Source organism: Kitasatospora sp. NBC_01560 (assembly GCF_045208415.1).
GTDB lineage: Bacteria > Actinomycetota > Actinomycetes > Streptomycetales > Streptomycetaceae > Kitasatospora.
In genome coordinates, this window is the sequence record NZ_CP109364.1 from 74,848 (window position 1) to 93,566 (window position 18,719).

The window sequence follows — 18,719 nt, forward strand, 5'->3', positions numbered from 1 at the left end:
ACCGCAGCAGCGCGCCGCCACTGCGGACGCCGCGACCACCCCGAGGCAGAGACACTCGTCGGGGCAGGCCCGTCGGCCGCCTCGCGCAAGGAGAACACGGCAGGGTCGTTGAGGAACGCGCCTTCGACGGCTCCCGCCGCCGGTCCCGGACCGGCCCCGGCAGGCCGCAGGCGGGTGCGCGCAAACTCGAACTCCCTGCAGCTGGGGACTACTTCATTCTCCCGGCCGCCATCCGAGGTTGTGGCCGCCGCCCCTGACCCCGGCGGCCGGGCGCCGGGCCGGCTTCACCGAGACGGGGGACGTCCAGTGTGCACCGGCTGCCGAATGCTCGGGCCCGGGGCGGACCGGCAGCGGGGCCGGGGCGGACTACCTGGCGCCGACAGGCCGCCCCGTAGTCCACCCCGGACCGTCACGCCGATGACGTCCCGGCCGCTCACAGGTCGTGGACCACGGCGACCTGGACAGATCGGCACCGGGTATCGGCGTGACGTGGTTCAGCGGGCGCTGCCGAGGTTGCGGTCACCGTCGGCGCCTTCGACCAGGAGGGTGGTCTCCTCGATGCGGCGGAAGCGGCCGTCGGGGGCGAACTCGGCGAACAGGTAGACCTCCATCCGGACCGTGGATCCGTCGGTCTTGTCGACCTCCATGGTGTGGCGGTCGGCGTAGCGGGTGCCGTCGGTGAGTTCGTCGTGGACCTGGACCGAGCCGCCGGCCAGGACGGTGCGCAGGTGGGCGATGTGGGCGAGGAACTCGGTGCGGTCGGCCCAGCTGCCGTCGGCGCGCTGGCGGTAGTCGGGGGCGAAGTGGCGCTCGGCGGCCTCCTCCAGGTCCAGGCCCGGGGTGAGGAGCAGGTCGGTGAGGGCGGTGCGGATGTCGGTGTGGAGGGCGGTGCGGGTCATGGCAGGTCCCTGAGTGCGGTTTCGAGTGGGGGTTTGCGGGGCGGTGCCTGGCGGGCGTCAGGCACTGGTGGTGGCGAGGGTGTCGTCGAGCCAGTCGTAGATGCGGGCGAGGGCCGGGCGCATGGCGCCGGGGTGGCAGTGGGCGCCGGCGCCCTCCGCCACGGTGAAGTGCATCAGGGTCTTGGGGCAGGTGAGGTGGTCGTAGAGCTGTGCGGGCTGGCCCTTGAAGAACTCGTCCTCTTCGGCGTCGCAGACCAGGGTGGGGCACTGGATGCGCTCGGCGATGCCGCCGGCGAGGGTGTAGTCGAGGTAGGCGGCACCGAAGGCGCGGGGGGTGTCGACGCCCATGACGTACATGCCGTGGTTGAACGCCCAGCGGGCGGTGGCGTTGTCGGCGATGACCGCGTCAAGGGCGGTGTCGAGTTCGGGGGCGTGCTCGGCGCGCAGGAGGCGTTCGGCCTCCTCGCGGTCGTGGGGGGTGAAGCGGACGGAGACCTGGCCGAGGTCGAAGACGCCGTCGACGGCTATACAGGCGGCCAGCCGGTGCTCGAAGGCCGCGGCCCTGGGGGCGAGCAGGCCGCCCATGCTGGAGCCCAGCAGCGCGATCCGGCTGTTGTCGACGTCCGGGAGGGTCTCGGCGAAGTCGATCACGGGGGTGATGACGTTCTCCCAGTCGGGCCGGAAGACCATGCCCTGGTGGTGGCGCGGTCCGGGCTGGCCGGGGCCGTCGAAGGTCAGGACGGTGTAGCCGCGCTCGACGGCGGCCAGCGCGCCGCCGAAGTGCATCTCCTCGGCGGTGCCGTCGAAGCCGGAGTGCATGATCACGGTCGGGCGCGGGGTGCCGGTGGTGTCCACCCGGTAGAGGTAGCCAGGCAGCGTGGTGCCCTCGTACGGGATGGCGACCGGCTCGATGACCGGGGTGAACAAGGCCGCCGCCGCCCGGAAGCAGGCCACGCTGCGGTCGTAGGCGTGGTCGTGGCGGGGGTCGCAGGGGTGGCCGTGCAGGAAGAACTCCGCCGAGCGGTAGTAGTTGGAGGCCCGCAGGAACCCGTCCCGGGCGCTGACCCGGTGACCGGCCTTCAGCGCGCGCTCGGCCTCGTCGGCCACCCGGTCCGCGGTGGCCAGCCACTCGTCGTGCCAGCTGTCGTAGTCGCCCTCGACGATGCGCTCGCCGGTGGCGACGACCTCGCCGAAGTCGGCGCCGCCGTAGGCGATGTGGCTCATCGAGCGCAGGGTCTCGTACCAGAACTGGGTGTTGTTCGGGAACAGCAGGTTCTTCATGACAACCTCCTCGGCATTAAGCACTGATCTGTGCTTGTGATGAGGACTGTAGACCCTCGAGGCACCTTTAAGCAAATATCTGTGCTTGGGGCGTAGGGTGAGGGGGTGACTCCGAAACAACCGACCGAACGCATCCGCAAGAGCCCCGAACAGGTCCGCGCGGCCGTCCACCAAGCGGTCATCGACCTGCTCTGCGACCCGCAGGGCGCCGAACTCGGCATCCCCGCCATCGCGCAACGCGCCGGCGTCAACCACACCAGCGTCTACCGGCGCTGGGGCAGCCTCGACGCACTCCTGGCCGACACGGTCACCACCCGCCTGGAACGCGACTCACCGCTGAACGACACCGGCACCCTGCGCGGCGACCTCCTCGCCTGGGCCCAGGCCAGCGCCACGAGCATCCGCACACCCGAAGGACGCGCCCTCGTCCGCGCCGTCATCCTGTCCATGCCCAACAGCACCCACGCCCAGGACGAGCGTGCGCAGCACTTCCAGCGCCGGACGCACTCCATCGAACAGATCCGCCGACGGGCCACCGCCCGCGGCGAGAACCCACCACCCCTGGAACAGATCCTCGACCAGCTCATCGCACCGTTCTACCTACGGGCGATCTTCGGCATCGACCCACCGGCCACCGGCTACCCCGAACTCCTCGTGAACCGACTGCTCGACAACTGACCGTTGGTCATAAGGGGGCGTGCCACATCAGGGAGTCGACCACCAGGAGGTGGTCTCGGCCGGCCCAACAGCCAGGTCAACACCTTCCACCGGGGAACGGACCGTCAGAACCGCTTGCGGTTCAGCCGCTTGGGGAGCTCCCTCTCGCCTCCCTCCCGGGCGACAGTGTCGAAGCGTGCCTTCCCACGTTCCGTACAAGACCAGCAGACCAGGCTCGTCCAACGGGTCTTCTACACCTCCGCGCTGATCAGCATCCGCAACTGCGAGGAATCACGGCGCTTCTACGACCGCAAGCGCGCCGAGGGCAAGCGCCACACCCAAGCCGTCCTCGCCCTAGCTGCCCACCGCCGGGTCAACGTCATCTGGGCACTCCTGCGCGACCAACGGTGCTACCAGCCAGCCCCGCCGGTAACCCTCGCGGCTTGACATACGGCATTAGGAATCGGTGAGCCTCGTCAAACTTCGATGAGACGGGTCAACCTGCCTCTCGCCGCTGCTCGGCGGTCATCGCCGCGCACAGGTCGGCGACCGTCTCCGGGGACAGGGTGCGTTCGTAGGCGGTGGCGATCTCGCGCCAGGGTGCCGGGAGCCACGGGTTGTCGGTCAGGTCTTCGGGCAGGGCGCCGAAGGTCTCGCTGGCGGCCAGGCATACCCAGGCGACCAGGCAGGTCGTGGCGTCGGCCGTGGCCGCGATCCGGTCCAGCAGGGAAGCGACCCTTGCAGCAGGTCCAGGCCGTCGCAGACGCCGAGGGATCCATCGACTGGGATGTCTCGGTCGACTCCACGGTGATGCGCGCCCATCAGCACGCCGCCGGCGCCCGCAAGGCTGCCCCGCCGCAGGTCGCCTCAAAGGGGGCGACCGTGACGGAACATCAGATCGATCCGGCGTGGACAGGCCTGGCAGGCCATCTGGAGGAGGTGGTGCTCCAGGTGAGGGCCTGGGCCGCTCGCGCGGCGGCTTCACCACCAAGGTCCACCTGAGCGCGGATGGCCGTTGCCGCCCGCTGTCGCTGCTGGTCACACCCGGACAGCGGGCGGACTGCACCCAGTTCGAGCCGGTCATGGAGAAGATCCGCGTGGGTGCCGGCGCGGTCGCCGGTGCCCGGCAGGTCCTTGGCGAGCCGGCCTGCGAGTGCGCTCACCGGGCATCGACCGGGTGAGGACGCCGAGTGTGAGCAGAGCGAGCGCCGGCAGCACGGCGACGATGATTCCCATCGGCAAGGCGTCGGTGGCGCCACCCGCGCCGGCCAGCGGAGCAAGTGCCCCGCCGAACATGAACTGGCTGAAGCCGAGCAGAGCGGCGGCCGACCCGGCGTGTCCGCCGTGGTGGGCAAGGGCCTGGGCCGCGGCGTTCGGCATGACCAGGCCCACGCTGGAGACCAGGACGAACAGGCCGATCAGGAGCACGGGCAGGGGTGCCCGTGTCAGCACCGCGCCCAGGACCGTGGTGCCACCGGCTGTCGCGCCCAGCAGACCGGCGAGCAGCAGCACGCGGGCGCCGGCCCGGGCCACCAGCCGGCCGCTGATCTGGGCGGCCGCAATGAGTCCGGCGGCGTTGACGGCGAACACGGCGCTGTACTGCTGCGGTGACAGGCCGTGGATTTCCTGCAGGACGAACGGCGAGCCGGAGATGTAGGCGAACATCGCCGCGAAGACCAGGCCGTTGGCCAGGACGTACCCGGTGAAGACCCGGTCGCTGAGCAGCTGCCCGACGACAGCCAGCAGCGGCTGGCGTGACGCGGAGGGCCGGGTCTCCGGCAGTCCTGCGGCGGAGGCCGCCAGCATCACGGCGCCGAGTACGGCCAAGGCCACGAAGATTCCAGGCCAGGCCGTGACACGCAGCAGCTGGCCGCCGAGGACCGGCGCGAACACCGGCGCCAGGCCGGTGATCAAGGTCAGTGCGGAGAAGAGACGTGCGGTGCTGGTTCCGGAGGTGCGGTCGCGGACCATGGCGTTGGCGATGACGATGCCGAACGCCCCGCCGATGCCCTGGACCAGACGCAGGCCGACGAAGGTCCGGACGTCGGGCGCCACCGCGCAAAGCGCGCTGGCGATCGTGTAGAGGGCGAGGCCCGCCAGCAACGGACGCCGCCGGCCGTAGGTGTCGCTCAGCGGCCCGGCGATCAGCTGCCCGACGGCCAGCCCGGCCAGACAGGCGGTGATGGTGAGCTGGGTGGCCGCGGCGCCGGCGCGCAGGTCGCCGGCAAGGTCCGGCAGTCCGGGCAGGTAGCCGTCGATGGACAGTGGTCCCAGGGCCACGAGCGCTGCGAGCAGGACGATGAATCGGGTGTGCCGGCCGGCGGCGTCGTTGCTCATGGCTCAGTAGGCCACGGTGATGCGGCGGCGGATCGCGGTGCCGCTCTCGATCGTGTCGGCCAAGGCGATCGCGTAGTCGGCGTACGAGATGCGGCTGTTGCCGTCGTGGTCGGTGAGCAGGGTGTCGCCGGCGCTGCGGTAGGCCCCGGTCCGCTCGCCCGCTGCGATGACCGCGGCGGGCGACACGTACGTCCAGTCGAGGTCGTGCACGCCGCGGTAGAGGTCGAGCGCTTCGGACTGGGCCTCGGCGTTGGCCTTCCACAGCGCGGGGAACTCCGGGTCGTCCATGACCCGGGCGCCGGTCGGCGTGCGCAGGCTGCCGGCACCGCCGATGGTGACCAGGCGGGTGACGCCGGCTCGGCGCAGTCCGTCGATCAGCGCACGGGCGGCACCGACGATCGTGGCGCGGTCGTTCTCCTGGCCGATCCGGGGACCGACGGCCGAGAGCACGGCGTCGTGGGAGGCCGCGAGGCCGGCGACCGCGACGGGGTCGGTGACGTCACCGGTGGTCACGGTCAGGGCCTTGTGCTCGAGTCCGTCGAGGTGGCCGGCTCGGGTGACCGCGGTGACGGTGTGGCCGCGGCGCAGGAGTTCCTCGGTGGCGGGACGGCCGATGTTGCCGCTGGCACCGAACAGGACGATCTTCATGTGTTGCTCCGTGTTTCCGATGGTCACAGGACGGGCCGGCCGTCGGCGACGATGGCCGCGGTGATGCCGCGCTCGTCGGCGGCGTGCTGGAAGCGCTGCTCGATGTCGGGCTGTTCGGTGTAGAACGGCGGGTTGTGGAACAGGCCGTAGTGCATGGCGCAGACGGTGCCGGCGCCGAGTGCGACGGCGGCCTCGACGCCCTGCTCGGGGGTCATGGTCGCCGGGACGTTGGCCGCGTAGCCCTCGAAGTGGGCGATGACGCCGTTGACCGGGACGAACGCGACGTCGAACGGCCCGTGATCGCGGGCGATCTGCCACCAGCTGCCGTGCCACTGGGTGTCGCCGCAGTGGATGACCCGCCGGCCGGCGCCTTCGACGACCCAGGCGACCTGGTCGCAGTCGTTGCCGCGCCAGTCCAGCGAGGTCACCGGGGTGACGGTCAGCTCTCCGATGCGGCGTGAGCGGCCCAGGTCCTGGGCGACGGGGGTGATGCCCGCCTCGCGCAGCGCCGCCGCGCTGGGAGTGTGGCAGCCGATCGTGCCGGTGGCCGCGATCCGGGCGATCAGGTCGTGGTCGTAGTGGTCGGGGTGCAGGTGGGTGATGAGGGCGTGGGTGCCGGGCGGGGTGTCGACCGGGTCGACCGGCCGGTGCGGCGGCCCCATCACCGGCGCCAGCGGAGCGACGTTCTCGAGCGGGTCGATCAGCAGGCGGGTGTCGCCGAGACGGATCTCGACGCCGGCCCAGGCCAACCGCCGCACGGAAAGGGTGGGAGTCATGGGCAGCGACGCTAGACCGACCTTGTTGAGAAAGTCAACAAGCGAGTTTTGAATCTCAACGCTCCGAGGTAGAGTGCTGGCATGCGCACCTACGGGCAGTACTGCGGCATCGCGAAAGCACTGGACACCATCGGCGACCGATGGACCCTGCTGATCGTCCGTGAACTGCTCGCCCTGGGTCCTTGCCGGCACACCGACCTGCGCAACGGGCTGCCCGGGATCGCCAGCAACCTGCTGGTCGACCGGCTCCGCGAACTCGAGGAAGCCGGCCTGATCCACCGCGAGGCCGCCCCGCCGCCGGTGGCCACCACCCTGTTCTCCCTCACCGAGCGTGGCCGCGCGCTGGAGCCGGTGCTGCAGGAGCTGAGCCGGTGGGGCGTGCCGCTGTTGCGTGAGCCGGGCGGCAGCGACACCTTCCGCACCCACTGGCTGGACATGCCCGCCCGGGCACTGACCGACCACCGCCCCGACCAACCGGCAATCGCCCTGCAACTGCACGCCGACGGCAACGAAGACCTGGTCATCGAAGTCAAGGACGGCTCGGTGCACACCCACGCCGGCCGGGTCGACCACCCCACCGCGTCCCTGACCGGACCGCCGCACCTGCTGGCCGCGACCCTGCTCGGCGACCTCGATCTGAGCGCCGCAGTACAGCAAGGCCTGCGGCTCAGCGGCGAACACGAGGCAGTACTGCGCATCCTGCCCCGCTGATCCGGGTGTGAGTAGTTGCCGTACAGAAAGTGCCGCTGAGATTGATCTTGCTCGTGCTGGGCTACTTCGCGGGGGCTTCGAGCTGGCGGGGGCCGGCGCCCGCGCGCAGTTCGCGTAGGTCGGGGATGTGGTTGTACAGGGTACCCGGGGAAACGTCGAGCAGCTTGGCGATCGAGGTGATGGAGCGGCCGGGGTCGGGTAGCAGGTCGCGTGCGGCCCGGATGACTTCCTCGGTGGCGACTGTGGGGCGTCCGCCGACGCGGCCCCGGGCGCGGGCTGCGGCCAGGCCCTCGTTGGTGCCGATGACGATGAGTTCGCGGATGAACTCCGCGAGGGCGGCGAAGACGTGGAAGACGAGCCGGCCGCCGGGGGTGGTGGTGTCCAGGTTCTCGTGCAGCGAGGTGAAGCCGATCCCGCGCTCGCGCAGCTCGGCGACCATGTTGATGAGGTCCTGGAGGCTGCGGCCATAGCGGTCAAGCGAGGGGACCACGAGGGTGTCGCCGGGGTCGAGGAAGGCGTGGCACGCCTTCAGCTCGGGGCGCAGCGGGACGACAGGTCGTACTTCGCCAGGTCCCCTCCCGGCACCTTGACCACGTCGGCGACGTAGTCGACCGCGGCCGGGGGGAACTCCTCCAGGAACTGGGGGAACCGGCCCTCCAGCTCGAAATACTTCAGCATCAGCACGAAGCCGAGCCGGGTCGGGCCCGACTTGTTCGCGACCAGGTCCCAGTCACTCCCCACCGGCGTCCAACACGCCACCACGTCCTCGGGCGACCACTCCCGGCGTATGAACCCCTACCCTCCACCGACTACTCGTTCGGCCTAACGAACAGGCGGGGCCCGAAGCAACGGGAGGTCGGAGGTCAGCGGCAGCTACTTTGCACCGTGGGTCACGGATAGGACACCGGGGCCGAACTGGAATGGTTCGTAACCTCCCCTACGAATGTCTTCTGCGGACGCCAGATCCTCGAGTACCGGGCGAACCCGCTGGTAACTGGCAGTTGCTGCCGCGAAGGCCAGCGGGTTCGTCGTCTCAGCCCTCCGGGATTCAGCGAACTGGTCGGATTTTTCCGGCTGTGGTCCCCCGCAGATCGGCCTCGGTCATCTCGGCCATGAAGCGGGTGGAGCCACAGATCACGACGATACGCGGGAGGCTCAACAGCTTCTCCGCGTCGGCGAGCTTCTCCTCGGGGGTGAGCAGTTGCGGGTATGACACTGGTTCCTCCGGTGGTGTGGTCCAAGGGGTGCCTGCGGAGACGAGAACGAGGGTGCTACTGGTCGGTGGCGCAGTCGTGGTCCGCCTCGACGTAGTCGCCGTCGTCGAACTGGGTCTCCAAGGACCAGCGGCAGGTGCACTCGGCGCGGCCCTCCCAGCTGATCTCGCCGCCGCCTTCCTCGTCGCAGTCGTGGTCGGCGTCGACCAGGGTGCCGTCCTCGAAGAGCTCGTCCCCGCCGTCTCCGCAGCCGCATTCCCACTGTGCGTACCAGGAGATCTTCGGCGGCTGCTGGGTGGTGTGGGTGGTGGTCACTCGTCTCCTTCGGGAAGCGGGCCCGTCCCTGCCGGTACGGACCCAGGACGGTTGGGTTGGGTGCGAGGGTCAGCAGGCGGCCGGTGCCGGAGAGGACTCGCCGGCAGCGAGGTAGGCGCCGGTCACCTCGGCCAGGTACCGCGCGAGTTCGTCCGCCCGCGCGCGGTCCGTCACCGAGCCCGGGCCGGGCTGCCCGTGCGCATCGGCGTGGGCGAAGGAGGCGTCGAGGTCGGCGGCGTACTGCACCAGGCAGTCGTACAGTCGGGCGGTGGTCTGCAGGTCCAGTCGCACCTCGCCCCGCACCCGCGCCAGCCGGAAGGTCTCCGCGGTGTGGCGCAGCAGGGCGGTCACGTGGCCGGCGGCGTTGACGGCGTCCTTGAGGAGCCGGTGCCAGTCGGTGCTGGACAGCCAGACCTTGCCCATGAGGTGGGCGGTCCAGTTGATGAGGTTGGGCCAGTTGCGGACGCGGTGGAGCTCGATGGCGTAGGCCGCGTCGTCGGGACCGGCGCAGGTGTGGTGGTCCACGCGCCAGCGGGCGAGTTCCGGGTAGTCACTGAGGGCGACGAACCGCTGGGTCTGCTGCTGCTTGAACGCCTGGAGAGCGGGTTCCGCCCGGGCAAGGTTCGGCCTTGGGGATCCAGAGGATGCCGTCGGCGACGGGCGCGGTGCAGGTGTCACAGATGGCGGTCAGCTTGGGGTGCTGGGTCCGGCGCCGGGCGCTGTTGTAGGGCTCGCCTGTGACGGCCTTGAGCTCTCGGGCGGCCTGCTTGCGGGCGCGGTCAGCGGTCATCACGGTCTCTTCCGAGCCGGGTCCCACGCATCCGGCCGGGTGTTCGCCGTGGACACGGTTCTGCGTCGCGCGAGTTGTAGACCCTTGGTCGTCAGGTTCGCGATGCTGCGTGGGCGCATCGGATCGGACGCTGGCAGGCGCGCTGCCGATGGGCAGTGTATCGCGGTGGCTGGCCGGTTCGGTGATGGTTGGTCAGCCCCACCTATTATCGTCCATCTGACGATAATAGGTGGTGGGGTGACACCACGCCGCCCCCGCCATCGACACGGGCGAGGTGACGCACCCTTCCCGTTCTAAGTGGCTGTTGTCGTTCCGATCTTGAGGGGTGCCGGTCGAACGGGAGTCTCGATCGGGTGACTGTGGCGACAGCCGTGCATGAGAGCAGGGCTTCTTGGCAGCTCGAATAGCGTCGAAGCCAACGAGCTTTCCAGGATGCCCTGTTGTCGCATTTGTACGGCATCACTGGGGTGGAGTCCACTTCGGCCACTCTTGCGCGTGACTGTCTGGCTCACCGGTTCGGGAACGTCGGCGACTCAGGTGTTGTGCGCTGCCTGCATGGCCTTCCGGCACGCTCGGAATACTGACTGGTTTCCGCAGCCGGGAGGATGGCGGCCGTCGGGTTCGGAGTCGGGCGGTGCATGTCCGGCCGTACGGCAACTCCGTGCAGAGGTTCAGGACGAATGACAAGGGCGGGATGTCATGGGCAGGGCAGGAAGGAGGCTCGGCGTGGCCGGGTCAATTCGGGCGGGGGTCGCGGTGCTGGCGGCATTGCTCCTGACGTGGGTAGCGGGCGCACCGCCGGCAGCGGCGACCTGGAGTGAGGGACACTGGATGAACTCGGGCGGGAGCGCGCGCACCCCGTCGACCCCGGCGTTCACCACCGACGGCACGACGCAGTGGCGGCTGATCCGCGGTGAGGACAACGGGTTGTGGATCTCCCGCAACAACGGCCAGGCCTCCAGGATGAACGTCGGGAGGGGTCCCGCCGGCACCACTTACGTGGCCCCGGAGATCATCGTGGCACGCGGACACCTGTATGCCTTCCATACCGGCACCGACCACCAGGTCTACTACAGCAGCACGGTGCAGGGGACCTACGAAGGCCGCTGGACGGAGTGGCGTTCGATCCCCGGTTTCGCCGACACCACCATGGCGCCCTCCGTGACGGTGATCGACACGGACGGGAGTAACCTGGGGATCTTCGTCACCCGCACCAACGGTCACGTCGCCGGAACCCAGATGGACCTTCACCTCCCGGAATATCCGGGGTTCGGCGGGTGGACCGAGGACACCCACGGCGTCTACCGTTCCCGCCCGGACGTGACCAGCCGTTACAACCCGCTCAACGGCCGCACGGAGATCATGGGGGTGGCCACCGGGATGGACGACCATGGCTGGACCGTGTTCAGCGAGCACCTGCTCAGCGTCGGCATCCCCGCAGCACCCGTGTTCTCCGGCAACCTCGCCGCCACCATCCGCAACAACAACGGCCCTCAGCGGCTGGCGGGTGCCTCGTCGTTGGTCGGTCACGGACCCAGCATCGCCCACGGTGGACGCGACGACCGCCTGAGCACGGATACCTCCAGTGAGGAGTTCTTCCAGGAACAGCAGGTGGGGATCACCATCCTGGTCCCCACGGCGGGGATACTGACGGTGGGGCACTACAACAACGGAGGCCGCCCAGGGAACGCGGGGAACTGGCGAGCACTGAGGGAAAGCTTCGCCCCCTCCGAGGACAGCCCCCAGATCCACGGCATGCGCGAGGCACTCAATGCCTCCCTCACCTGGCTCAGCGCCCAGAACTACCTCTTCCCCAACCACGCCATCGTCGAGAAGCGCCTATGACACCCGCTGAACCCCACCTCCCCCGCGCAGGCACTCCCCACCGGGCGGTGAAGCCACCGACTGCGCTGAGCGAGGTGTCCCGATCCAAGTGGCTACTGTCGTTCCGATCTTGAGGGGTGCTGGTCGAACGGGAGTCTCGATCGGGTGAGTGCGGCGGTCGTCGCGCATGAAAGCAGGGCCTCTTGGTAGCTCGAAGGGTGTCTACGCCAAAGAGCGGTCCAGGAGGCCCTGTTGTCGCAGTTCTACGGCATCGCGGGAGCGGGGTCCAGTTCGGTCACTCTCGCGTGTGACTGCCTGGCACACCGGTTCGGGAACGCCGCCGACCACGGGGTCCGTGCGCGCCGCTACCCGACGGACATGTCCGATGCGGAGTGGGTGGTGGTGCGGCCGCTGCTGCCGGTGCCGGGCTGGCTGCGCGGGCGGGGCGGGCAGCCGGAGGCGTACTGCCACCGCGCGATACTGGACGCGATCGGCTACCTGGTCGACAACGGAACGAAGTGGCGGGCCATCCCGGCCGACTTCCCGCCCTGGGACCGGGTCTACGCCTTCTTCCGCCGCTGGCGCGACCTGGGCCTGGTCAAAGAGTTCCACGACCGGCTCCGCCGCACGGTCCGCGAGCAGGCCGGGCGGGACCCGGAGCCGAGCGCGGGCGTGATCGACTCCCAGTCGGTCAAGGCGGACGCCGTCGTCGGCGCCGACAGCCGGGGCTTCGACGGCGGCAAGCTCATCAACGGCCGCAAGCGCCACGCCGTGGTCGACACCCTCGGCCTGCTGCTCGCCGTGATGGTCACCTCCGCGGACATCGGCGACCGCGCCGCCGCCCAGGTCCTGCTCGCCCGGGTCGCCACCGCGCACCACCGGCTGGCGCTGGTCTGGGCCGACGGCGGCTGCACGGGCAGCCTCGTCGGGTACGGCCTCACCGTCCTCGCCCTGGTCCTGGCGATCGTCAAGCGCAGTGACGACATGCGCGGCTTCGTCGTGCTTCCCAAGCGGTGGATCGTGGAGAGGTTCTTCGCCCATCTGATGCGAAGCCGCCGCCTCGTGCGGGACTTCGAACGGTCCACCGGCAGCGCGGAGGCGATGGTCTACTGGTCGATGACCCTGCTCATGACCCGCCGCCTGGCCCGGCAACGGCCTTCGCGAGCGTGAACCGGCCCGGCGCCGGCTCGGCCAGCCACCCGCGCGCTGTCAGCCGCTTCGCCTTCGACCGCAACGCCTCGATCTTCGCCGGCACCGGGTCCAGGCCGAAGCAGCCGGCCATCTCCTGACACGTCAGCGGGCTCTGGCCGAGCCGGTTACGGTCCGCGAGGATCTGCAGGATGCGCTGGTAGTCCGCCGACAGTGCCGACCAGGCCAGTCCCGCACGCCACATCGGGACCACCGATTTCGGCTTCGCCGCCTCCGAAGACGCAGGCAGCACGGGCGGTTCACCGCGATCCGGCAGCTCCTCGGCGGCGTCCGGGCCGGTGGTGTCGTCTTCGCCCGGGGACAGCACCTCGCCGACGCGTGAACGGGCGATGACCCACTCGTTCCAGTCCCGCTCGGCTACGACCAGCTCGGCCTGGATACGGTCCGCCTCCTCCCGCAGCGCGTCCACACGACGGCGAGCGGTCCGCTCACGCTGTTCCAGCAGCCCCACGACCGACGGCATCCCCGACCTCCACCAGAGTGACGACACGACACGTCACCACTCCCCGAGACCGCCGACCCCATGCCTGAACAGCGGAAACGCAGCCCTCAAGCCCGGAAAGACAACAGCCACTTAGACAAGCCTCATCGTTGCAGCTCAGAAGGCACTTTCGCTTTTCCGATCATGATCCGGACGCAACCCCGGATGAAACGCGCAGGCTAGTGCTGGATTCCTCAAATCAGGTAGACATAGCGGCGTCGTAGTTGTCGGGTTGGCGAAGCGGGCCGGCCCCATCTCCACGGTCGGGCGCGGGCGTTGAGCTGGGCGGTTGCGATTCTGGTGGCCTGGGTGATCTCGTCGGGGTCGGCGAAGGACTGCCCGGCGAGTGCGGCCTTGCGGAAGATACGCCACCACGCCTCCTGCGGGTTGAGCCAGCAGGCGCCGACCGGGATGAAGACATGTCGGATGCGGGGATGGCCCTCCAGCCACGCGCGGGTCGCAACACTGTTGTGGGAGGACAGGTTGTCGATCACCACGTAGATGTCGCCTGCGGGATTGGCATCCTCGATCAGCTGGAGGAACTGCTGGTAGAAGACGCTGTTACGGGACGGGGCGCACATCGTGACCTGCTGCCCGTCCCGCACACGCAGGCCGCCGTAGACCCAGGTCTTCTCCGGCCCGCGGGAGTAGTCGATCTCGTTCTTGATGCGGTGCCCGTCCGGTGACCAGCCCGGTGCCGGCGGGAAGGTACGCGGGATCACCGGCCCGAGCTCGTCGGCGCAGACCACGGTCGCGTCGTCGGGCGGGCGGGTGTACAGGCCGATGATCCGCGTTCTTTCCCTCGAAGTCACGGTCCTTCGAGCGGGTCCACGAGCGGGTGCGGCGCCACCGCACGCCCTCGGTCAGGAGGATCCGCCGCACCTGTGAGCGGCCGACCTCGATCCTCAGCCGCCGGGCCTCCTCGGCCAGAGCGTCCAGCGTCCACTCCGGCGGGCCTGCCTCGTCGGCAGGGACCAACTCCCCGTTCGCCTGCCGGGCGGGCCGTCCGGGCGGCACCTGCTTGACCAGGGCGATGCCCCGGGACCGCTCGAGCTCGGTGAGCCGCCTGGGCCGGCCCGTGATCGGCCGGTCCTCCAGCCCCTCGAGCCCGATCGTTGAACCGGTGCAGCCACCAGCGGACCGTCTTCGCATGGCAGCCCAGCTCCCCGGCGATCGCCGCGACCCGCAGACCGTCCCAGCTCAGCGCGATGATCCGCGCCCGCATCACCAGATCCGCCGGAGCCTTCCGCGCCCCGGCACTAGCCCACTCGGACACCAACAGCGCCAGGAGGGACCGGCGGTACACCAGGTTTTCACCACGGCGCCTTTCGTGTCGGCAGCCCCGAGACAGCAAGCTACCCCACACCGCCGGCCCGAGGTTCGATGATCATTAGCGCTGGCCGACCTGATCGGCGATACTGGGTCCATGGAGTACGTCGGCCGGGTGCCCGCCCCGCCGCTCGACCGGTTCATCGACGACATCTACTGCCTGAGCGGGGTGCCGGGTCACCGCCGTATGGTCGTCCCGCCGATGCCGTCGGCGCACCTGGTCATGAATCTGAGCGAACCTGCCCGCCTGTGGGATTCCGACCCTTCGGTGCCTCCAAAAGTGGTGTCGGACGGGTGGTTCGTGGGTCTATGGACCCGGCGTTTCCTTTACGAGTACCCCACACGGGTAAGGCTCGTCGGGGTGCACTTCAAGCCTTGGGGGATGGCGGCGTTCGTCGACATGCCGGCGACCGAGCTGCGGGACCGATGGGTGCCCATCGACGCCGTGTGGCAACGGTCTGTGGATCGGATCCGCGACCGGGTCGGCGAGGCCACGTCCACCGCCGAGACGCTGCGGATCCTGGAGGAGGAGCTGCGCTCGCGCCTGATCGAGGCACCGTCGCGCGGGCTCGACCTGGTCCAGCACACCGGCGGATGGCTGGAGACCTCCCACGGCACGGTCCCCGTCGGTGCGCTGAGCGACGCCGCCGGAGTCAGCAGCACCACCCTGGCCACGCAGTTCAAGGCGAACGTCGGGGTCACCCCGAAGAAGGTGGCTCGAATGTACCGCTTCGCACAGCTGATCAGGTCCGTGGACACCACGCGCCCGGTCGACTGGTCGGAGCTCGCTCTCATCGCGGGCTACTTCGACCAGGCCCACTTCGGCAAGGAGTTCAAGGACTTCACAGGCCACACCCCGACGGAGTACCTGGCGCTGAGACGCCGGTTCCCTCCCCAGCGGGAGTTCCCGCCCGACGACGGTCCGATGCCTGCTTTTTGATTTTCTACAAGCGCAGCCCCTCTGGAGGCGCACACAATCGGAGGTGACCATTCCTGAAGATTTAGGGAGACCAGCATGGGCTCAGTGATCATGCACAACGTAGTGTCGGTAGACGGCTTCATCGCCGACGAGAACGACGAAGTCGGGCCGCTCCACGACTGGTACTTCAGCGGGGACACCCAGCTCACGGAAACCGGCGCCGGGGACGGGGGCTACGACCACTCCCAGGGTGGCGGCGGCTTCAAGCTCTCACGTGTTTCGGCGGCCTACGTCCAGCCGATGTGGGACTCGATCGGTGTGATCGTGATGGGCCGCCACCAGTTCGACCTGGTGAACGGCTGGGAGGGCCAGCCGCCCGCGGGCGACCACGTGGTCGTGGTATCCCACCGGCCCAAGCCCGAGGGCTGGCACCCCAGGGCTCCGTACCACTTCGTCGATGGCGTGAAGGCCGCGATCGAGAAGGCCCAGGAGCTCGCCGGCGACCGGGTAGTCGCCGTGAGCGCCGGTGAAGTAGGCGGCCAGATCCTCGCCACCGGCCTTGTGGACGAGGTCGCGATGGACGTGGCGCCGGTGGTGCTCGGGTCGGGCAAGCGCTTCTTCGGTAGCTTCGACGGGCAGCAGCTGCTGGAGGATCCCCACGTGGTCATCCAGGGCAACCGGGTGCTGCACCTGAGATTCAAGGTGCGCCGCTAGGACGGGTATCGGGTCGTGATCAATCTGTGGGATTCGCCCTCGTGGTCGCGCCTGATCCGGTAGACCGTGTTGCGTGACGCGAGTGCAACTGACTGACGCCGATTGGGAGTTCATCGGGCCGTACCTGCCGATCGGCGAGTACGGCCAGTACCCCTGCCGATCGGCCTGGTCTTCCCTGGCATGCAGGGGTCAGTCGTGGCTGCGGGAGGCGAACGCCTCGGGCAGCACGTCCTCCCCGCCGGCGCGGGGGTCAGCCGCCGCACGGGAGCAAGACCGGCGGAGCTTCGGGGTCCTCCCCGCGCAGACGGAGGTCAGCGCGGGTTGGTGCTGTTGGGCCAGCGTTCGTGCCGGTAGGCGAGGTAGTCGCTGATCGCCTCGGCGGTGTAGTCGTCCAGCGGGCGGTTCCAGCCTTCCGGGTCCAGGCGGCGGCCTGCCAGATCGACCTGGCCCCGCAGGAGGGTGCGGATGAGGTGCGGGCGGATCGCGTGGATGCCCGCGAGCGCGACGACCGTCCGCAGGACGAGGTCTTGGCGGGCCGCGCCGGCGACGGCTGCGACTTCCTGTCGGTGAGCGGGACGGGAATCGAGGTGTGCGGCTTTCCCGCGGTCACCCCGCGCATCGGATTGGCGAAGACCAGCTTTTCCTTCTTCAGGACGCCGAACAGGCTGCGCAGGGCGCTGGCTTCCTGCACCCGGTTCGGCCGATTGGAGAGCCAGGTGGTGACGTCGTCGCGGGTGACCTGACGCAGTGTGGTGTAGGCCGCCGTTCGCTCGCGCAGGAAGGGCCGGACCAGTCCGAGCCGGGTGATGACCGTGGACCGGGCGCGGGGGCTCCGACGCCGATTGCCGTTGCGCAGGATCGAGACCCAGGCATCGACTTCCGCACGGATCCCGTCCGCAAGGAAGCTCAGGCGCTCGTCGCACCAGAGGTGCACGGAGTCCGGCCGGTCGTCCACCAGCAGGTCCAGGTCCTCGAAGACCTCCAGCATGTGGTTGGAGGGGATCGCGGTGTGGGTGAGCTGAGCAATGGTGGACGCCCGGACCGGCTCGCCGACCTCGTGGATCGCGCAGAGGATGCGTATGCCCCGGCGGACGGACCCGAGCGTGCGCGGCGGCCAGCCCTCAGCTCCGCGATCCGCCCGGCCCTCGCATCCAGGAAGCCAGCCCATCTCCTTGGCAAAACAGGCGGCCGCCTTGCGCAGGATCTCCTTCTCCAGCTCCAGCTCGCGGACCTGCCTGCGCAACCGGCGAAGCTTCTCAGAAGTGTCCACAATCCGGGGTAAAGCCCAGGCAGCAGCATGGGTAGGGCGGAGCGGTGGGCCGGGCTCCTCCGTGATCACGGCACCCTGGGGAGCTCCTTGCCCGCCGGTTCCCGTGTTCGCTCCTCGGTGGCGGTCTGCAGGAGCGCCACCCGACGGGACCGGGCGGGCCCGGCCGCCAGGTTCGCCGCCGCCAGGACGAGACCGAGGCAGAACACTCCGACCCACAGCGTGTCCGTGCCGAGGTGGTCGGCGACGAGTCCGCCGGCGACCGGGCCGAGGAACAGCGCGCCCGGGGGGCCGAATCCAAAGACGCCCTGGTACCGGCCCCGGGCGTCGGGCGGCGACAGCTGGACGATCACCGCGGAGCTCGCCAGCGTCATCAGCATCTCACCGAGAGTCCAGACGGCGACCGTCAGCGCGTACGCCCACAGAGTGTCGGCGAGGGCGGCCAGTCCGAAGCCGACCCCGGCGAACACGGCCGCGGCGGCCAGTACGTGCTCGTGACGGAACCGTGCCACGAGCCCGGGCAGGATGAGCTGCCCGGCGACGATCAGCACCATGTTGACCACGATGACCTGCCCGTACGACGTCGCGTCCAGCCCGTCGGCGACGATGGAGACCGGCAGCATCTTGTTGGTCTCGATCATCGTCCAGCCGAGCAGGGTCAGCCCGACGAAGACCATGAACGTCCGGTCTCTGAAGACGGGGCCGAGCCCGACCGGGCCGGTCCTGGCCGCCGCCACGGCGGGACGGGTCTCCGGGACCTTCAGCGCCAGCAGCAGCGTCGAACACAGCAGTACGGCGGCGTTCGCCGCGAACAGCAGCACAGGCTCGATCCTGACCAGCAGGCCGGCGAGCAGCGCGGCAGCTGCCGAACCCAGGTTGAACGCCCAGTAGTTCAGGTTCAGGGCACGGACCCGGTCGACCTCGGCGACCACGTCGATGATCGACGCGGTGAACGCCGGGCGGACGACACCGAGGAACACCCCGAGCAGGAGCGCCAGCACCGGAACGGCCGCCCGGTCGTCCGTGCAGCCCAGCGCCAGCATGGTCACCGCCGCCGGCACGGTCGCGCCGAGCACCACCGGGCGCCGTCCCCACCGGTCGGCGATGATCCCGCCCGGCAGCGAGCCCAGGGCGGTGCCGATGCCACCCAGACCGATGACCAGCCCGGTGTAGGAGGCATCGAAGTGCAGGACCGAGAGCAGGTACACGCCGAGGTAGATCTGAGCCACCGCGCCGGTCCGGTTGACCAGCGACGCTGTCCACAGGTACCAGAACGCGGCCGGGAGTCCGCCCGCCGTCTGCCGCAGCCAGCCACTCATTCGTCGGGGATGCAAGGGTCGGCTCCTCG

The 18,719-nt window shown here is 69.7% G+C and carries 21 protein-coding genes and 2 pseudogenes; 8 read left to right on the forward strand and 15 right to left on the reverse strand.

The annotated features are described in order from the left end of the window. Positions 1 to 494: 494 nt before the first annotated feature. Positions 495 to 899 carry a nuclear transport factor 2 family protein gene (locus tag OH807_RS00290; RefSeq protein ID WP_406192105.1) on the reverse strand — a complete coding sequence of 135 codons (405 nt, stop codon included), beginning with the start codon at positions 897 to 899 and terminating at the stop codon, positions 495 to 497. Between the two features lie 57 nt (positions 900 to 956). Continuing rightward, on the reverse strand, positions 957 to 2,180 hold the full coding sequence (locus tag OH807_RS00295; RefSeq protein ID WP_406192108.1) for an alpha/beta fold hydrolase: 1,224 nt from the start codon (positions 2,178 to 2,180) through the stop codon (positions 957 to 959). Between the two features lie 105 nt (positions 2,181 to 2,285). Here OH807_RS00295 and OH807_RS00300 point away from each other — a divergent pair, with 105 nt between their 5' ends. The 3 genes and pseudogenes from OH807_RS00300 to OH807_RS00310 form a co-directional block, all read left to right on the forward strand. Next, complete coding sequence (locus OH807_RS00300) at positions 2,286 to 2,858, forward strand: TetR/AcrR family transcriptional regulator C-terminal ligand-binding domain-containing protein (RefSeq protein WP_406192111.1); 573 nt, start codon at positions 2,286 to 2,288, stop codon at positions 2,856 to 2,858. 210 nt (positions 2,859 to 3,068) lie between these two features. Beyond that, positions 3,069 to 3,284: pseudogene (locus tag OH807_RS00305) on the forward strand (IS110 family transposase); the annotation flags it as partial. A gap of 285 nt (positions 3,285 to 3,569) precedes the next feature. Then, positions 3,570 to 3,937, forward strand: a pseudogene (locus OH807_RS00310) (transposase); the annotation flags it as partial. Here OH807_RS00310 and OH807_RS00315 read toward each other — a convergent pair. From OH807_RS00315 to OH807_RS00325, 3 genes are read right to left on the reverse strand one after another with little or no spacing between them, the layout of a single operon-like run. Next, complete coding sequence (locus OH807_RS00315; protein ID WP_406192114.1) at positions 3,918 to 5,174, reverse strand: multidrug effflux MFS transporter; 1,257 nt, start codon at positions 5,172 to 5,174, stop codon at positions 3,918 to 3,920. The pseudogene OH807_RS00310 and the gene OH807_RS00315 sit on opposite strands and share 20 nt — an antisense overlap. A gap of 3 nt (positions 5,175 to 5,177) precedes the next feature. Beyond that, the gene (locus tag OH807_RS00320; protein WP_406192117.1) at positions 5,178 to 5,822 is read right to left on the reverse strand and encodes an NAD(P)-dependent oxidoreductase; all 645 of its coding nucleotides are present in this window, start codon (positions 5,820 to 5,822) and stop codon (positions 5,178 to 5,180) included. A 23-nt stretch (positions 5,823 to 5,845) separates the two neighbouring features. Continuing rightward, positions 5,846 to 6,598: an MBL fold metallo-hydrolase gene (locus OH807_RS00325; protein WP_406192120.1), complete on the reverse strand. Its 753-nt coding sequence runs from the start codon at positions 6,596 to 6,598 to the stop codon at positions 5,846 to 5,848. An 81-nt stretch (positions 6,599 to 6,679) separates the two neighbouring features. On the opposite strand from OH807_RS00325, the gene OH807_RS00330 reads away from it, so the two are divergent. Then, a complete protein-coding gene (locus OH807_RS00330; RefSeq protein ID WP_360268509.1) occupies positions 6,680 to 7,309 on the forward strand; it encodes a helix-turn-helix domain-containing protein in 630 nt (209 codons plus the stop codon). A gap of 61 nt (positions 7,310 to 7,370) precedes the next feature. Here OH807_RS00330 and OH807_RS00335 read toward each other — a convergent pair whose 3' ends face one another. The 5 genes from OH807_RS00335 to OH807_RS00355 all read right to left on the reverse strand — a co-directional run bounded on the left by OH807_RS00335 (position 7,371) and on the right by OH807_RS00355 (position 9,363). Continuing rightward, on the reverse strand, positions 7,371 to 7,799 hold the full coding sequence (locus OH807_RS00335; RefSeq protein ID WP_406192123.1) for a recombinase family protein: 429 nt from the start codon (positions 7,797 to 7,799) through the stop codon (positions 7,371 to 7,373). A 38-nt stretch (positions 7,800 to 7,837) separates the two neighbouring features. Beyond that, positions 7,838 to 8,098 (reverse strand): DUF4158 domain-containing protein, encoded by a 261-nt coding sequence (locus tag OH807_RS00340; RefSeq protein WP_360268515.1) that lies wholly within the window; start codon positions 8,096 to 8,098, stop codon positions 7,838 to 7,840. 259 nt (positions 8,099 to 8,357) lie between these two features. After that, complete coding sequence (locus tag OH807_RS00345) at positions 8,358 to 8,525, reverse strand: hypothetical protein (RefSeq protein ID WP_406211453.1); 168 nt, start codon at positions 8,523 to 8,525, stop codon at positions 8,358 to 8,360. Positions 8,526 to 8,580: 55 nt separating this feature from the next. After that, positions 8,581 to 8,838 (reverse strand): hypothetical protein, encoded by a 258-nt coding sequence (locus OH807_RS00350; RefSeq protein WP_406192126.1) that lies wholly within the window; start codon positions 8,836 to 8,838, stop codon positions 8,581 to 8,583. Positions 8,839 to 8,907: 69 nt separating this feature from the next. Further along, on the reverse strand, positions 8,908 to 9,363 hold the full coding sequence (locus OH807_RS00355) for a hypothetical protein (RefSeq protein WP_406192128.1): 456 nt from the start codon (positions 9,361 to 9,363) through the stop codon (positions 8,908 to 8,910). Positions 9,364 to 10,354: 991 nt separating this feature from the next. On the opposite strand from OH807_RS00355, the gene OH807_RS00360 reads away from it, so the two are divergent. After that, positions 10,355 to 11,473 carry a hypothetical protein gene (locus OH807_RS00360; RefSeq protein ID WP_406192131.1) on the forward strand — a complete coding sequence of 373 codons (1,119 nt, stop codon included), beginning with the start codon at positions 10,355 to 10,357 and terminating at the stop codon, positions 11,471 to 11,473. A 357-nt stretch (positions 11,474 to 11,830) separates the two neighbouring features. Continuing rightward, positions 11,831 to 12,622, forward strand: a complete 792-nt coding sequence (locus OH807_RS00365) for an IS5 family transposase (protein WP_406192134.1) — start codon at positions 11,831 to 11,833, stop codon at positions 12,620 to 12,622. Here the strand turns inward: OH807_RS00365 and OH807_RS00370 are convergent. From OH807_RS00370 to OH807_RS00380, 3 genes are all read right to left on the reverse strand, one after another. Beyond that, positions 12,579 to 13,124 (reverse strand): hypothetical protein, encoded by a 546-nt coding sequence (locus OH807_RS00370; RefSeq protein WP_406192137.1) that lies wholly within the window; start codon positions 13,122 to 13,124, stop codon positions 12,579 to 12,581. The genes OH807_RS00365 and OH807_RS00370 overlap by 44 nt on opposite strands. Positions 13,125 to 13,336: 212 nt before the next feature. Next, positions 13,337 to 13,954: an IS630 family transposase gene (locus OH807_RS00375; protein WP_406192139.1), complete on the reverse strand. Its 618-nt coding sequence runs from the start codon at positions 13,952 to 13,954 to the stop codon at positions 13,337 to 13,339. Then, complete coding sequence (locus OH807_RS00380; RefSeq protein WP_406192142.1) at positions 13,951 to 14,367, reverse strand: helix-turn-helix domain-containing protein; 417 nt, start codon at positions 14,365 to 14,367, stop codon at positions 13,951 to 13,953. Before OH807_RS00380 ends, OH807_RS00375 begins: the two co-directional genes overlap by 4 nt. A gap of 201 nt (positions 14,368 to 14,568) precedes the next feature. Between OH807_RS00380 and OH807_RS00385 the strand changes: the two genes are divergently transcribed. Together OH807_RS00385 and OH807_RS00390 are read left to right on the forward strand one after the other, a co-directional pair. Beyond that, the gene (locus OH807_RS00385; RefSeq protein ID WP_406192145.1) at positions 14,569 to 15,411 is read left to right on the forward strand and encodes a helix-turn-helix domain-containing protein; all 843 of its coding nucleotides are present in this window, start codon (positions 14,569 to 14,571) and stop codon (positions 15,409 to 15,411) included. Between the two features lie 75 nt (positions 15,412 to 15,486). Continuing rightward, complete coding sequence (locus OH807_RS00390; RefSeq protein ID WP_406192148.1) at positions 15,487 to 16,104, forward strand: dihydrofolate reductase family protein; 618 nt, start codon at positions 15,487 to 15,489, stop codon at positions 16,102 to 16,104. A gap of 250 nt (positions 16,105 to 16,354) precedes the next feature. Here OH807_RS00390 and OH807_RS00395 read toward each other — a convergent pair whose 3' ends face one another. Together OH807_RS00395 and OH807_RS00400 are read right to left on the reverse strand one after the other, a co-directional pair. Continuing rightward, the gene (locus tag OH807_RS00395) at positions 16,355 to 17,347 is read right to left on the reverse strand and encodes a hypothetical protein (RefSeq protein WP_406192151.1); all 993 of its coding nucleotides are present in this window, start codon (positions 17,345 to 17,347) and stop codon (positions 16,355 to 16,357) included. A 92-nt stretch (positions 17,348 to 17,439) separates the two neighbouring features. Beyond that, positions 17,440 to 18,690 (reverse strand): MFS transporter, encoded by a 1,251-nt coding sequence (locus tag OH807_RS00400; protein WP_406192154.1) that lies wholly within the window; start codon positions 18,688 to 18,690, stop codon positions 17,440 to 17,442. Between the last annotated feature and the right edge of the window lie 29 nt (positions 18,691 to 18,719).